At 38.9% G+C, this 14,820-nt stretch carries 17 protein-coding genes and 1 tRNA gene; 11 read left to right on the plus strand and 7 right to left on the minus strand.

Going from position 1 to position 14,820, the window contains the following annotated elements:
• Nucleotides 1-14: 14 nt before the first annotated feature.
• Nucleotides 15-728, minus strand: coding sequence for a rubrerythrin family protein (locus C6N34_RS06085; RefSeq protein ID WP_115539408.1), 714 nt, complete (start codon nt 726-728; stop codon nt 15-17).
• Between the two features lie 472 nt (nt 729-1,200).
• Between C6N34_RS06085 and C6N34_RS06090 the strand changes: the two genes are divergently transcribed.
• A complete protein-coding gene (locus C6N34_RS06090) occupies nt 1,201-1,662 on the plus strand; it encodes a GNAT family N-acetyltransferase (protein ID WP_006276109.1) in 462 nt (153 codons plus the stop codon).
• Here the strand turns inward: C6N34_RS06090 and C6N34_RS06095 are convergent.
• From C6N34_RS06095 to C6N34_RS06110, 4 genes are read right to left on the minus strand one after another with little or no spacing between them, the layout of a single operon-like run.
• Nucleotides 1,622-2,590, minus strand: coding sequence for a sensor histidine kinase (locus tag C6N34_RS06095; RefSeq protein ID WP_057176962.1), 969 nt, complete (start codon nt 2,588-2,590; stop codon nt 1,622-1,624). The two genes, C6N34_RS06090 and C6N34_RS06095, sit on opposite strands and share 41 nt — an antisense overlap.
• Nucleotides 2,591-2,625: 35 nt before the next feature.
• Nucleotides 2,626-3,198: an L-threonylcarbamoyladenylate synthase gene (locus C6N34_RS06100; protein ID WP_115539407.1), complete on the minus strand. Its 573-nt coding sequence runs from the start codon at nt 3,196-3,198 to the stop codon at nt 2,626-2,628.
• 26 nt (nt 3,199-3,224) lie between these two features.
• Nucleotides 3,225-4,064 (minus strand): nucleoside triphosphate pyrophosphohydrolase, encoded by an 840-nt coding sequence (gene mazG / locus C6N34_RS06105; protein WP_057176999.1) that lies wholly within the window; start codon nt 4,062-4,064, stop codon nt 3,225-3,227.
• An 8-nt stretch (nt 4,065-4,072) separates the two neighbouring features.
• Nucleotides 4,073-4,675 (minus strand): metal-binding protein, encoded by a 603-nt coding sequence (locus C6N34_RS06110; protein WP_057176964.1) that lies wholly within the window; start codon nt 4,673-4,675, stop codon nt 4,073-4,075.
• A gap of 162 nt (nt 4,676-4,837) precedes the next feature.
• Here C6N34_RS06110 and C6N34_RS06115 point away from each other — a divergent pair.
• Nucleotides 4,838-4,910 (plus strand) — tRNA-Val (locus tag C6N34_RS06115).
• Nucleotides 4,911-4,977: 67 nt separating this feature from the next.
• On the opposite strand, the gene cofG is transcribed toward C6N34_RS06115, so the two are convergent.
• Entirely contained in the window at nt 4,978-5,913 is a 936-nt protein-coding gene (gene cofG / locus C6N34_RS06120) for a 7,8-didemethyl-8-hydroxy-5-deazariboflavin synthase subunit CofG (RefSeq protein ID WP_057176965.1), read from the minus strand.
• A gap of 270 nt (nt 5,914-6,183) precedes the next feature.
• Between cofG and C6N34_RS06125 the strand changes: the two genes are divergently transcribed.
• From C6N34_RS06125 to C6N34_RS06135, 3 genes are read left to right on the plus strand one after another with little or no spacing between them, the layout of a single operon-like run.
• Nucleotides 6,184-6,573 carry a hypothetical protein gene (locus C6N34_RS06125; protein WP_040008191.1) on the plus strand — a complete coding sequence of 130 codons (390 nt, stop codon included), beginning with the start codon at nt 6,184-6,186 and terminating at the stop codon, nt 6,571-6,573.
• Between the two features lie 59 nt (nt 6,574-6,632).
• The gene (cynS, locus tag C6N34_RS06130) at nt 6,633-7,079 is read left to right on the plus strand and encodes a cyanase (protein ID WP_115539406.1); all 447 of its coding nucleotides are present in this window, start codon (nt 6,633-6,635) and stop codon (nt 7,077-7,079) included.
• A 7-nt stretch (nt 7,080-7,086) separates the two neighbouring features.
• Entirely contained in the window at nt 7,087-7,941 is an 855-nt protein-coding gene (locus tag C6N34_RS06135; protein ID WP_057177000.1) for a M48 family metallopeptidase, read from the plus strand.
• Between the two features lie 24 nt (nt 7,942-7,965).
• Here C6N34_RS06135 and C6N34_RS06140 read toward each other — a convergent pair whose 3' ends face one another.
• Nucleotides 7,966-8,727 carry a metallophosphoesterase family protein gene (locus C6N34_RS06140; RefSeq protein WP_115539405.1) on the minus strand — a complete coding sequence of 254 codons (762 nt, stop codon included), beginning with the start codon at nt 8,725-8,727 and terminating at the stop codon, nt 7,966-7,968.
• A gap of 290 nt (nt 8,728-9,017) precedes the next feature.
• Here C6N34_RS06140 and C6N34_RS06145 point away from each other — a divergent pair, with 290 nt between their 5' ends.
• The 6 genes from C6N34_RS06145 to C6N34_RS06170 all read left to right on the plus strand — a co-directional run bounded on the left by C6N34_RS06145 (nt 9,018) and on the right by C6N34_RS06170 (nt 14,813).
• Entirely contained in the window at nt 9,018-9,335 is a 318-nt protein-coding gene (locus C6N34_RS06145; RefSeq protein WP_006276099.1) for a hypothetical protein, read from the plus strand.
• A gap of 101 nt (nt 9,336-9,436) precedes the next feature.
• Nucleotides 9,437-11,164 (plus strand): succinate dehydrogenase/fumarate reductase flavoprotein subunit, encoded by a 1,728-nt coding sequence (locus tag C6N34_RS06150; protein WP_057176968.1) that lies wholly within the window; start codon nt 9,437-9,439, stop codon nt 11,162-11,164.
• A gap of 61 nt (nt 11,165-11,225) precedes the next feature.
• On the plus strand, nt 11,226-12,719 hold the full coding sequence (glcD, locus tag C6N34_RS06155) for a glycolate oxidase subunit GlcD (RefSeq protein WP_057177001.1): 1,494 nt from the start codon (nt 11,226-11,228) through the stop codon (nt 12,717-12,719).
• Between the two features lie 2 nt (nt 12,720-12,721).
• On the plus strand, nt 12,722-12,913 hold the full coding sequence (locus C6N34_RS06160) for an RNA-binding S4 domain-containing protein (protein ID WP_006276096.1): 192 nt from the start codon (nt 12,722-12,724) through the stop codon (nt 12,911-12,913).
• Nucleotides 12,914-12,949: 36 nt separating this feature from the next.
• Nucleotides 12,950-13,246, plus strand: coding sequence for a hypothetical protein (locus tag C6N34_RS06165; protein ID WP_236107441.1), 297 nt, complete (start codon nt 12,950-12,952; stop codon nt 13,244-13,246).
• A 328-nt stretch (nt 13,247-13,574) separates the two neighbouring features.
• On the plus strand, nt 13,575-14,813 hold the full coding sequence (locus C6N34_RS06170) for a glycoside hydrolase family 10 protein (RefSeq protein WP_057176969.1): 1,239 nt from the start codon (nt 13,575-13,577) through the stop codon (nt 14,811-14,813).
• Nucleotides 14,814-14,820 lie beyond the last annotated feature (7 nt).

A 14,820-nucleotide genomic window follows, 5' to 3' on the forward strand; every position in this document is an offset into this window, starting at 1 on the left:
ATCAAGGTTCAGGTTCAAACACCAACTTTTTCTTCCAGGATCTTAAAACTCTTTTTCGTAGCACCGCAAATAGGACAAGTCCAATTATCAGGAATTTCTGCAAAAGGAGTACCAGGTGCAATCCCCGAATCAGGATCACCACTAACCGGATCGTAAATCATACTGCATTGTCTACAAATCCATTTTTGAGTTTGGGGATCGGGTTTGACAATTCTAGTTACGGGTTCTCCTCCATTTAATACTTCTAAAGCTTCTGAATAGCGATCCGCATGATAATTTTCAATGAACTTTAGCAACCCAAACCGGTGACCAGCATCGCGAAAGATTTTGGCGTGCTCATTGGAATCCTCTGCTTGTTTTGTAAATTCTTCTACTGCTAAATTGTCCCTATCTCTTACAGCATCAGCAGCAAAATTGGGATACATAGTAGTATATTCGTATGTTTCTCCTTCAATTGCTAAGGACAAACAATTAGACATAATAGCTCTTTTTTGGTCATCGGTTAAACTAGCTGGATCTTTTACAACTAGCTCTGGATGTAATAACTCAAAATGAGCGAAAGCATGTTCAGTTTCTTGCTCTGCTGTTTCTTTAAATAGTTTTGCTAAGTCATTAAAACCTAATTGACGTGCTACTTTAGCAAAAAATAGATATTTACGATTTGCCATGGATTCACCACTGAAAGCAGTTTCCAGATTTTGCAGAGTTGTGGAATTTGACAAGTTCATAATTTTGGGACCTGAAGATGGTTAATTGAATGATTTCATAAGGTCTATTATGGTTAGATCATACATGTTTTTCGTTAAAATAACAGATTATTTCTAAACAGTTCTCTTTATTTAAAGAAACATAAAAAATAGAGTGGGAGGAGACATTACCAAGCGTCATTCACTCCCACTCTATTTAGTGCTGCTGAAGCGATTCGGGAATAAACTCATGACCCTGGTCGTTAATTAGGGGGGTAATAAAATTAAACGACTGGGGTTATTGAATGAGCATTCCTATTGCAGCAATCGGTCATTTTGTTTTGTTGTGAGACAAACCCAGCACAGTAGCTTTTGTTTCTCTAATTTAATTTAACTTGCTTCTGAATTGTTAGGTTGCCAAGTTGGCATTTTCTAAAAATCTTTTCTCTCTTGATAATGCGCCAAAAAATATGCCATAACAGAAATGACAATACTAGCAAGTGGGTGTCTATACATGAAAAATCCTCAAATCCATTTTAGCGATCGCCTGACAGAAATTGATATATATCAACTTCAACATTTATTTAATCATACTGCTTTTTGGGCTAAAGGGCGTAGTATAGAGGATTTGAGTACAGCTGTTGCTAATAGTAAACCGGTAATTTCTGTTTGGGACAGAGAAAAATTAATTGGTTTTGCTAGAGCGAATTCTGATGGTATATATCGCGCTACCATTTGGGATGTGGTAATTCATCCAGATTATCAAGGAAGAGGTTTGGGAATGAGGTTAGTGAGGAGGATTTTATCCCACCCTCTAATGCAGGTAGAGCGTGTTTATTTAATGACCACTCATCAACAAAAGTTTTATGAGAAAATTGGATTTCAACATAATAATAGTACCACCATGGTACTACATAATAATTCTAAATTAGGTTCTATTGAGCAAGAAGAACTTCAGGAATTGAAGTACTTGTGATTTGGGGTAGGGTAATTTGCAATCGGGTGAAATTTGTCGTCTCATTACTGATGGGAGGAGAATCAGGTTCAATAATTTCTAGTTTCCCTCCCATCATTTCCAGTAATCTTTGATTGATTAATAATTTCATTCCTGGTGACATATCTCTGATTTCTGAATCATGGTTATCAGTTATGCGTAAACAGGTCTCTAACCTTTCATGGGAAATTACTGTATTGCTAGGAAGATCCAGATAAATATCAAGATGATTATTTATATCAGTAGTAATATTGCCATCAGGGGATTTGATAAAAAGACAAATATATCCCGATTCCATTGTGCTAATTGTGTTATCTATCAAGCTTACAAGGATTTGCCGTAACCAGCGTTTATCTGCTAACACATAAATTTCCGATGGGGGTAAACAGATTTGCAAAGGGAAATTGCGATTAGCAGCTAACATATAAGTCAGTTCTTCCACCTCTTGAAAAACCTCCCTTATGCCCACGGATTCAATTACCAGATGATTAGTTCCATGTTCTATTCTCGCAATATTTAGCATTTGATCAATGATTTTTAAAAACTGTAGCGACCTTTCGTATGCTTGATTAATAAATTCTCTTTCTTCCTGGGGATTTTCACATAAGTCATGTAAAATTAATTGGTGAAGTCCGATTAATCCATTAATAGGCGATCGCAATTCATGACTAATCCTGACCAAAAACCCCGCATGAAATTGGCTCATTTCCCTGGCCATTTCATAAGCCAATTCTGTTTGGTGTAGCTGCTGTAAAATTTGTGTTTGTGATCTTTCCCAATTGTTTTCATCCGGATTAGGTTGATATCCAGATGAATTTGCTGAGTTGGAAAATAATTTCATAGGTAGTTTATCAATGGCAATTCCTAGCAAAATTCCGATGGCTAAATATAAAAAGTTAGTAAAATTCATGGGTTTTTCATAATAAAGATATTAGCCCAACAACCTTAACCAATTATAATACTACCTTGACGAAGAATTTGCCAATGATTTTCTGTCCATTTGGCTACGGTAGATGGAACTCCTAAACCTTTATATTCTATCAATTCTTCAGTGAGAACATCTGGAAATTCTCCAGCTATTTCAGCTTGTGTTTCCAAGGGGGGTTTTCCTGATAAATTAACACTCGTGGTTGCCATAGGTCCGGTTTGTGCCAAAATTGCCCGAGCTATAGGATGATTGGGAACCCTAATACCAATAGTGGTAGGATCTTGAGGATTCATTACCCTAGGAACTTTATCACTAGCTGGTAAAACTAGAGTCAATGCACCAGGCCAATATCTATTAACCACCTCTTGCCAAATTTCATATTCTTGATCACTACCTTTTACATATTCCCACAAACTTTCCGGTTCAGCTCCCATTAAAATTAAGGGTTTGTCTAAACTGCGCTGTTTAGCAATATATATTAATTCTGCTTTTGTGGGTATGGTAGCCATCCCAGGAACTGTATCTGTGGGGAAACTAATTATTTTCCCCTCCTTAGCACCACGAATTAGACGATCTAGAGAAATGTTCATACAGTCTTTATTTAAACCACTCCTTATCAACCATCTATTAATTTAGCTTTAGCTTGTTGCCAAAGCGCCTCTAATTCCGCCAATTTATAATCACTAATCGGACGATCCATAACCTGTTCCATAGTTCTTAAACGTTGAACAAATCGTAAACTTGTTCCTGCCAAACCTCTAGCAGGATCAAGATTATACCATCTAGCTAGTTGAATAATTGCAAATAATAAATCTCCCAATTCTGACTCTTGTCTTTCTGGTGTTTCCCCAGCTAAAGCTTGGTCAAACTCAGCTAATTCTTCGTGAAATTTATCCCAAACTTCCTTAATATCACTCCATTCAAAACCAACCTCAGCAGCTTTTTGAGAAATTTTCATAGCAGCATTTAATGGTGGAAGACTACGACGATAGCGATTTAACTTATCACTGAGTTTTTGGGTTGCCATAGTTTGCCCTTTTTCTGCTGCTTTGATTTCATCCCAATTTTGGCGCACTTGCTCTACATTTTCCACTTTCACATCACCAAACACATGGGGATGACGACGAATTAGTTTTTGGGCAATACCCTCAGCTACCTCTTTTACAGAAAAATCCCCCTTTTCGCTGGCTATCTGAGCTTGTAATATTACCTGTAATAGTAAATCTCCCAACTCCTCACATATAGCACTTTGTTCTCCTGTACTAATCGCGTCTACTACTTCGTATGCTTCTTCAATTATGTAGGGAGTTAAGCTGGTTTGGGTTTGTGCCAAATCCCATGGACATCCACCTTCAGGCGATCGCAATTTAGCAACCACATCTATTAACTCTTGTAAAGCCACTAAATGAGCGTTATCAGCTATGTTACTATTGATAAATTTATTCTGTGCTGTCATAATTAGCATTACTGTTTTTTATCAGCTTTAGGTTTAGAACTACGAGAACGACGACTGTGAATCTTACGTTTTCTAATTTTGCTACTGGGTAGTAAAGCATGAACACCTTGTTTTTGAAAACGTTTGTAGGTAGAACTTGTCCAATCACTGAGGTAATGACTCATAGCACCAAGTTCACAACCTACAAACCAGGCAAAAAACTCTCTGGCGTATGTAGACATATTTTGTCTCACCCTTGCCCAAATGTCACCCCAGTTCACAGATAAGTTAGAAAAACTGGCGAGTATTAATAAAATTAACCCAGTAGTAGCAGCTATAAATACCATTAAATAAACTACCCGAAGAGTAGTACCAATAATTGGGCCGTGGGACAAAAAAGAGCGGTGACGCAAACTTTGTTGATAGGGTAACCAAATCCAACGGAACCAACCCCAGCGCTGGAACTGACGAGAATAAATATCCAAGTCAGGGCCAAACATCAAACCGCCAAACATAAACCCCCCCAGCACCACCAAAGTCATATTACCGCTACCAGTAGCAACTAAAGTTACACTGGCAACTAGGGGAATAGACCAGATAGTAATGCGGTCATGTGTTTGTCCAGAAGGCATTGGAGAAAACTAACACCTCAAAATTCAAAACTTAACAACTAATACCTGCCCAGTATAGCCAATAACCTGCCATTAGGAAAGTCCCAAAATCAAAAAAAATTTTTTCTAAACCCCTTGCCAAATTCCAAAAGCTTGTGTTATATTAATAAGGTGAAAAAACAAGGGCGGTTAGCTCAGTTGGTAGAGCGCCTGCCTTACAAGCAGGATGTCATCAGTTCGAGTCTGGTACTGCCCATTTAAAACAACAACTAACGTGTGCGAGAATGCCCAGTCAAAGACTGGGCATTCTGTTGTGCTAATGATTAAGAAAAAACCATTGCACCCAAAACAGAATGAGTTCTTTTATAAACAGGTAAGCGTGGTAGTAGGGTCCACCCACCAGATAGTAAAACTTCCCTAAGTCTATTTACTTCCCGATGGGGATAATCAGGATTAACTTCATCCCTGGGACCAATTCCTCCCAAATCCCTAGCTCCCGCATCCAAACAAGCCAATAACCAGTTTTCCTCGGGGACTAAATTGGGGGGAATTTGAATGGTGATATCCGATGGTAAAATCTCCCGCGCTTGAGCTATGACCCGGGGTAGCTGATAAGGATCAAAAGCAACTTCATCAAAGGTTTGTTCAGATCCCGGACTATGGGGTTGTAAAATAACTTCTTGTATGTTTTGATACTTTAAATGTAAATCAGTAATAGCCATGAGGGTTTGTCGTCTATCATCTTCATTTTCACCTATTCCTAATAACAAACCAGTAGTAAAGGGAATTTGTAACTCTCCGGCCCATTGTAAATGTTGTAAACGTAACTCTGGAATTTTACTAGGTGCATGGCGGTGAACAGTATGTAATAATTTAGGGGTTAACTGCTCCAACATTAACCCCATAGAAGCATTGACATTTTTAAGCCTTTGCATTTCTGAAAAACTGAGAATTCCAGCATTAGTATGGGGTAGAAACCCCATAGAAAGAGCTAGGACACATAGGTCATAAATCAGATCCAACCATTCCTGACGTCTAGATGATAAAGGGTGAACTTCACCACTGAGAATTAGGATTTCACAAATACCTTGACCTTTCAGGGAGAATAAAATTTTCTCTGCTTGCTCTAAGGTCATCCAAGGATGGGAACCTATATCAGAGCGAAAGTTACAATAGGTGCACTTATTAAAACACTCATAGGTGGGAACAAGAGTGTATGCGGGGCTATAAGTGACTATCTGGTTGGGGAGTGGTAACATTATGAAAAATCACCAGAAAATGTTTACAAAAGTATAAAGTCCGTAGTACTTAATATATATGGGTTTTTAGGTCTGGATATAAAAATATGAATAAATTTTAGTAGAGTATCTTTTTGACACTCCCCTGAACCTTTGAATAAGCGTCTTTTCCAAAGCCATAAGATTGGGTAAACCTCCCCATATAAAAAGGGGGATTTTTACCCTAGAAAGAATTATCCTTATGGAAAGAAAATTATGAGTGTAGGATTGGATTTGATCCCAAATACCATGATAGAATACTTATATTATCTAGGCAATGCCAGTCTCACCTTAAGAGTTGTTCAGCACCTCTACAATCGCCCACAAATGCCAGTTTCCTTTATCACCGTAATTCATCAAATTAATGGTTGGGTAATCAGGATTAAATTAAAAGAGGCAATTTCTACTCAAGAAGACGGTGATTTTCGAGCTTTTTGTAATGAGCTAGGGATTAGCTATGAACCGCCTATGAGATTACAAATGGCATTTTGGAGTTTAGAAGCAGGACAAAGTCCCATAGAAGTAATGCAACGCTACCAAATAGCCATTGTCTCCCATGGTGGTTCAGAAAAAGAGGAAATTGAGGCGTTTAGACAACAGTTTGTTAGAGGTTTAGGCTATTGTCCAGAAACCTTAGCTTAAAATGGAGGGAGCATCAATTGTAGGTTATCCTGATGTAAGCACTACAAACCAAGAGAATTATGACAGTTGAATTGCCATCTTTCACAGCAAAACTACTAGCAGCTAAAAAAGCCAAGGGGTTGAGCTTTGCGGATCTAGAAAGGTTAATAGGAAGAGATGAGGTTTGGATTGCCTCTTTGTTTTATGGTCAAAACAGCACCAGTGTAGAAGAAGCAACCAAAATCGCCGATATTTTAGGTCTAGGTCAGGATATAGTCGCTGCTTTAACCTCTTTTCCTAGTAAAGGTTTAGGTCCTGTGGTTCCAACGGATCCTTTAATTTATCGCTTCTATGAAATTATTCAAGTCTATGGTTATCCTATAAAAGAAATAATTCATGAGAAGTTTGGTGATGGTATTATGAGCGCCATTGACTTTACCCTTGACATCGAGAAGGTAGAAGATGAGAAAGGTGACCGGGTAAAAGTGACCATGAATGGCAAATTCTTACCCTATAAAAAATGGTAGTAAATTTATGAACTGGAATAGGTTTTTGCCAATTTACCGTTTATGGCAACGTCGCTGGGTCTACCCTGTAATTTCATCCATTGTTGCTCTAAGTCTGTGTTTGAGTACGTCCCTGCCCAGTCGCGCCATAGATTTATTACCTCTCTTACTTCAGGGTGCACAAATACTACAACTATCTAATTTATCCACTAATCAAGAAGTGGAACTGGGAAGACAGATGAATGACCAGGTAGGTCAAGAAGTACGAATTTCCCGTAATCAGCAACTAACTAACTATGTGTCTCAACTGGGTAGAAGGTTGGTACTTAATGCTAACCGCCCCAATATTCCCTATACCTTTCAAGTTGTGGAAGATGAACAAATTAATGCTTTTGCTACTTTAGGTGGTTTTGTTTATATTCATACTGGATTATTAAAAGCTGCTGATAATGAAGCCGAGTTAGCCAGTGTGATTGGACACGAAATGGGTCATATTGAGGGCAAACATTTAATCGAGCAAATGAAACAAAGGGCTATTGCTAGTGGTGTAGCTAGTATAACTGGTTTGGATCGTAGTCAAGCTGTAGCTATTGGCGTAGATCTAGCCTTAAATCGTCCTAGAAGTCGCAAGGATGAGTTTGATGCTGACGCTAGGGGATTAAGAATTTTAACACGGAGTGGCTACTCACCCACAGCAGCAGTTTCTTTCATGAGAAAACTTCAGTCACAGGGTTCCATACCAACTTTTTTGAGTACCCACCCTGCAACCGGGGACAGAATTAATCGGTTACAACAACAAATCAATCAATTTCCACAAATCAATTCTAATGGTGGATTAGACAGTGCTAGTTACAAAAGCAATCTGCAAGTACTATTCCGATAGCTTTGTGGAGGGGAGCCAGAACGCTTATCCAACTTGTTTGTAGCGACCACTAAGTTTAATTTCTTGTGGATTGATTCTGCTTACCGCTTTTTCCAGGGGTAAACAGCGAGTGGTGTTTTTAAAAACATTCACCTGGTAAACCAACTTGTTAGTTATATCCAGTCCGGTCAACCAACCACTGCGGGGATGATATACACCAGTGTCAATATCTAGCCACCCTTGACCCTGTGCTAACTCTCCAGGTCTCATTCCTGGCAAGGTAAAGGTGATTGTGTGTCCCGTAATAATTAGTTTGTTTGTAAAGTAGGGCGTTTCCATGCTATGAAATTCCTCTCTAATCCAGCATAGATCTCCTCCTGTTTGCTCAGATAAAGACTTATTTGGATTGACTCCCGCATGGGCTAACAAAATATCTCCCAAATCAAGATATGTAGGTAAACTGCTAAACCAGTCTAAATCTTCTTGAGGTATTCTTGCGGATCTATAACTGGCCATGGTAGCTTGTCCCCCGCTATATAACCATGATTGTACAGCCTTATTTGATGTGTAATGATGAATCATCACATTCAGAAGCATTTCCTCATGATTACCTAGGAGACAGGGATAATTATTTTCTTTAACAAACTTGACCACCTGAGCACTTTGTGGACCTCGGTCTATTAAGTCTCCCAGGAAATATACCTGATCCCCTGAGTTAGGTGCTATTTTTTCCATTAGGATCATTAGACCTTGATAGTGACCGTGTACATCCCCGATAATAATTCGCCGTGAATTAGTTGCGCTCATAAGTGTTTCAATTTGTCTGATAAATTAAAAGTCATTAAGATAAAGATCTTAGATTAAACGTTGTATTTTTACTCTGCTAGTTTTAAACTACACAGTTGTGAGTTGGTTTTCAGATATAGCGGTTGATTTTTTCTGCAAATCATCTTTAGAGAACTCCTGGATACCCTCGGAGGTGGGTTGTTGACAGTAAATGTTAAGTGATATTACAAACTTTAGAAAAATATTGAGAAATTAATCTTAGAGCAATCATGATTTTAAGGTAGAACCTATAGGATAGACGGGAGGCAATGATGAATAAGAATAATATTCAAAACTATCGCTTTGTTTGTACCCTCACATTTGGTGATATCTACGGTCAAATTGTTGCTTGGTTAATCACAATTACACTTAGTCTAGCTTCGGCTTTAGCATTAATAGGTGCTAGAAGACCTGTATATGCTTTAGCTGCGGTAGGACTTGTGGTTGTTTTTACTCTCCCTTTTCTGTTGTTTGCTTTTGTCACCACTCTATTAAACCATATAGAGCTAAATGCTGTCGAGTTGGAAACAAAAACACAAGCGACAGCAGATGGTGTTCCGGTGCAAAAACCGATTCAAGCCACCAGTTGAAATCAGTAAAATATGGGTGGTGCTTACCGGTTTAATGACGACTGAAAATAACATCCCTGTTCCCAAACAGGGTATTTTTTTCCAATAGGGGGTTGATGACGATGATAGAACATGATGTAGTTATTGTTGGTGGTGGTTTAGCTGGATGTCGAGCAGCATTAGAAATTGCCAGAACGGATCCTAGCTTAAAAGTAGCACTGGTGGCTAAAACCCATCCTATTCGTTCTCACTCGGTAGCTGCTCAGGGGGGAATGGCTGCTTCCCTGAAAAATGTGGATACTCAAGACAGTTGGCAAGCTCACGCTTTCGATACGGTTAAGGGTTCGGATTACTTAGCAGACCAGGATGCTGTGGCCATTCTCACTCAAGAAGCACCAGATGTGGTGATTGATTTAGAACATCTGGGAGTGTTATTTTCTCGTTTACCAGATGGGAGAATTGCTCAAAGGGCTTTTGGTGGACATTCTCATAATCGCACCTGTTACGCAGCTGATAAAACCGGTCACGCCATCCTCCATGAGTTGGTTAGTAATTTGCGCCGCTATGGGGTACAAATATATCAAGAGTGGTATGTGACTAAACTGATTATGGAAGATAATGAAGCCAAAGGTTTAGTTATGTTCCACTTACTAGATAGTAAAATTGCAGTTCTACGCGCCAAGGCAATTATGTTTGCTACTGGTGGCTATGGTCGTGTTTACAACACTACTTCAAATGATTATGCCTCTACGGGTGATGGTTTGGCAATGACCGCATTAGCTGGACTACCTTTGGAAGATATGGAGTTTGTCCAATTTCATCCCACTGGTCTATATCCAGTGGGAGTGCTGATCTCCGAAGCGGTTCGAGGAGAAGGTGCCTATTTAATTAATGCTCAAGGTGACCGTTTTATGGTGAACTATGCTCCTAGCCGCATGGAGCTGGCACCTCGTGATATTACATCCAGGGCGATCGCCTACGAAATTCGCGCAGGCAGAGGTGCTAGTTTAGACGGAACTGCTGGTGGACCCTTTGTTTATTTAGATTTACGACATCTAGGAAGGGAAAAAATCATGAGTAGAGTACCTTTTTGTTGGGAAGAGGCCCATAGGTTAGTGGGTGTGGATGCGGTCACCCAACCCATGCCAGTGCGTCCCACCATTCATTATTGTATGGGTGGTATTCCGGTGAACACCGATGGACAAGTACGTTGCAATAGCACTGAGTTAGTTGAGGGCTTTTTTGCCGCTGGAGAAACTGCCTGTGTATCTGTTCACGGTGCCAATCGTTTAGGTAGTAACTCGCTATTAGAATGTGTAGTTTATGGCAGACGCACCGGAGCGAAACTGGCGGAATATGTACAAAACCGTAAACTACCAGTTATAGATGAACAAAATTATATAAGAGCGACCGAGGAAGAGATTGAGAGTTTGTTAGCACAACCGGGAAAATATCGCATCAATCAAATTCGTGAACAACTTCAGGACACAATGACAGATTTTTGTGGAGTATTTAGAACCGCAGAACTAATGAAAGAAGGATTAGAAAGAATTGAAGAAATTGAAGCTAAGTCTTGTCAGATACACTTAGATGACAAGGGTAAGTGTTGGAATACGGAATTAGTAGAGGCTATGGAGTTAAAGAGCTTAGTGGTGGTTGGTAAAACCATATTAGCATCAGCATTTAGTCGTCGAGAAAGTAGAGGTGCCCATTTTAGAGAAGATTTTCCCAGTCGAGATGATCATCAATTTTTAAAGCATAGTATGGCTTACTACTCACCATTAAATCTTAGAATAGAGTATATGCCAGTAGTAGTAAACATGTTTGAGCCCCAGGAGAGGAAATATTAAAGATACCGCAAACCCATGGCAAATATAATGTGAGAAAATGGTGCTACCAATAAAAGAAACTATGCTGAATAAAACTCAAGATAAAAAAGAAATAGATTGGAAACCAATTATTAAAGAATTCATAGCCGTGCTAGGTGAAAAAGGTGTAGTTCAACGGAAAGAAGAACTAATAACCTACGAATGTGACGGTTTAACCAGTTATCGTCAAAGACCAGCGGTGGCAGTTTTACCCCGCACCACTGAACAAGTGGCAGCAGTAGTAAAGATTTGTAACCGGTATTCCATACCCTTTATTGCCAGAGGTTCGGGAACAGGGTTGTCTGGTGGGGCTTTGCCATTGGAGAATTCAGTATTAATTGTCACTTCTCTCATGCGGCAAATTCTCAAGATAGATTTAGAGAACCAACGTGTTATTGTCCAACCTGGAATTATCAACAGTTGGGTAACTCAGGCGGTTAGTGGTGCAGGTTTTTACTTTGCCCCGGATCCTTCGAGTCAAATTATCTGCTCTATTGGTGGTAATATTGCGGAAAATTCTGGAGGTGTACACTGTTTAAAATACGGTGTGACTACTAACCATGTGTTGGGTCTAAAAATAGTTCTTCCTGATGGGTCAATTACTGATCTTGGCGGACAGATTCCGGAAATGCCCGGTTACGATTTAACGGGAGTATTTGTGGGTTCAGAAGGAACTTTAGGCATTGCTACGGAAATTACCCTGAAAATCCTCAAAACTGCCGAATCAATTTGTGTATTACTAGCGGACTTCACCAGCGTAGAAGCTGCTGCAGCTAGTGTGTCTGATATAGTGAGTGCGGGTATAATTCCCGGTGGTATGGAAATGATGGATAACATTAGTATTAATGCTGTAGAAGATGTGGTAGCTACTAATTGCTACCCCCGCGATGCAGCGGCAATTTTATTAGTAGAGGTGGATGGATTAGCAGTAGAAGTTAATGCTAATAAACAAAAGGTGACAGATATTTGTTTAAAGAATGGAGCGCGTAATATCACAGCTGCATCGGACCCGGAAACGAGATTGAAATTGTGGAAAGGTAGAAAAGCTGCTTTTGCTGCAGCAGGTCATATCAGCCCAGATTATTACGTTCAAGACGGGGTTATTCCTCGCACCCAACTACCTTATGTTCTCACAGAAATTGAGGCTTTAAGCCAAAAATATGGTTATAGAATAGCCAATGTTTTTCATGCAGGAGATGGTAATTTACATCCTCTGATTTTATTTGATAATTCCATACCAGGAGAATTAGAAAAGGTGGAAGAAGTGGGAGGAGAAATTCTCAAGTTATGTGTGAAAGTTGGTGGTAGCATTTCTGGAGAACATGGTATAGGCGCTGACAAGAAGTGTTATATGCCAGATATGTTTAGTGATACGGATTTAGAAACTATGCAATGGGTAAGAGAGGTTTTTAACCCTCAGAGCCTAGCTAATCCAGGGAAAATTTTTCCCACACCGCGTACCTGTGGAGAAGGTGCAAAAGCATCTTCAAGTGCACAATTTTCTTCACAACTTTCACCTCATATAGAAAGGTTTTAAACATGATTAAACTCGATCAGTTTTTAAAATTCTTAGGCATTGTCTCCACTGGTGGTCAAGCCAAAATTATGATTGTTAATGGTGAGGTGAAAGTTAATGATATGATTGAAACTCGAAGGGGGAGAAAATTACTAGTTGATGATATAGTAACTGTGACTGGGAAGACTTTTAAGGTAGGAGATATTATTTCCTAACAGTTTCCCAATTTTCCCAGACCATAATCAGGAATCATGCTGAAATTACCTATGACTATAGATCAATCAAATATGAGACTAATTAAAAAATCTGAAAAGTTGCTTCTAGAACAGCTCAAGAACACGGAGGTGCAGGAAGAAAGTTCTGAACCTGATATTACAGATAATTTGGAAGACCTACTTCCAGAATCAGGCCTAATTGAAACCGATAGTTTTTACATCAATTACATTCCCCTGCGAGATAATGCCATAGTTTATTCTGTTGGTAATACAGGTTGGCAGGTTTCCGAAATTTGGAAAGAAATCAGATTGGATGATTTCTATCACAGTTAAGAAGAACAGAGCAAGATATTTACTCACCCAGGGAGTGAGGGCATAATTTATCTTGAGTCCCCCCCTGGAACCTTAAAATGTCGAAAAAGTATCATATATATTTTATTAAGTAGGTGGGTGGAATTAAATATAAGATGAACGTAGGTTGGGTTGAAGTATGAAACCCAACACCCCCATCGGTTACGCCATGGCCCCTACAAATAATTGTGCCTCCCTACTTACCATATTAATAAATTAATCTTGTTTATAAATTAATCTTATTTTTAAGTCAGCACACCCACACATAGGTTAGCATAGTAATTTCATGAGATGATAGTATGATGATATCATGATCAGTCGTTTGTTTAACCTGTTCATTGCTGTAGGGTTTTTATTCAGTGTTATTGTGTTTTCTGTTGCTTCTAATTCCGTTGATTTAAAAACAACAAATAATCCTCTATTAACAGAAATTAGAGGAGTTTGGTTAACCAATGTAGCCAGCGGGGTACTTTTTGTACCTTGGGGTATAGAACGAGCTATTAATCAATTAGCAGAACTCAATTTCAATACGATTTATCCTGTAGTTTGGAACAGAGGCTACACTTTCTACCAAAGTCAAGTTGCCCAATCGGTTACAGGTGATATTACCGAGCCATTCTTGAATTTTATGAATGGGGGAAATGATGTTTTGAAAAAAATAGTTACCTTGGGCAAAAAGAAAAATTTAACCGTGATTCCTTGGTTTGAATATGGGTTTATGACTCCACCTAATTCTAATTTAGCTAGACTGCATCCAGAATGGTTAACTAATGGTCGAAAAGGCGTAAATTATGTAAATGCCAATCTGCGGGAAGATATTGACAGTTCCAGCATTTTTAATCAACAACTATGGTTAAATCCTCTCCATCCTCAAGTGCAAAATTTCATTCTAGATTTAATTTTAGAAGTGGTTAAAAATTATGATGTAGATGGTATTCAAGTAGACGATCATTTTGGAATGCCTGTGCAATTTGGTTATGACCCATTTACAGTTAAGCTATACCAAAAGGAACATCTAGGCAAAATTCCTCCCTCAGACCCTTTCAATTCTGAGTGGATGAGTTGGCGGGCAAATAAAATCACTAGTTTACTGACAAGAATTCGTGGGGAAGTGAAGAAGATTAAGCCCCAAGCTAAAATATCTGTTTCACCTAATTCCCAGGATTATGCCTATAAATACTATCTACAAGACTGGCAAAATTGGGTCAAGAAAAATTTAGTCGATGAGTTGGTTTTGCAGGTCTATCGAGATGATAATCTATCTTTTATTGCCGAAATTCAAAAACCTGCAGTTCAATCAGCTGTGAAAAAAATTCCTGTCAGTATTGGTATTTCTTCAGGTACTCTAACCAGTCCTGTTAATATTCACAGTGTTAAACAAAAGGTGCAAATTGTACGAGATAGTCGGTTTTTGGGTTTTTCTTTTTTTTACTGGGAAAGTCTCTGGGGTTACATCTCCCCTGAATCACCTCAACAAAGACGCAGAACGTTTTTAAAAATCCTCGAACATCCAGCTGTTAGACCTGTTTTCTTTAGGAAAATACAATGAAAAATTT

The organism is Cylindrospermopsis raciborskii Cr2010 (genome assembly GCF_003367075.2).
Classification (GTDB): Bacteria; Cyanobacteriota; Cyanobacteriia; order Cyanobacteriales; family Nostocaceae; genus Raphidiopsis; species Raphidiopsis raciborskii.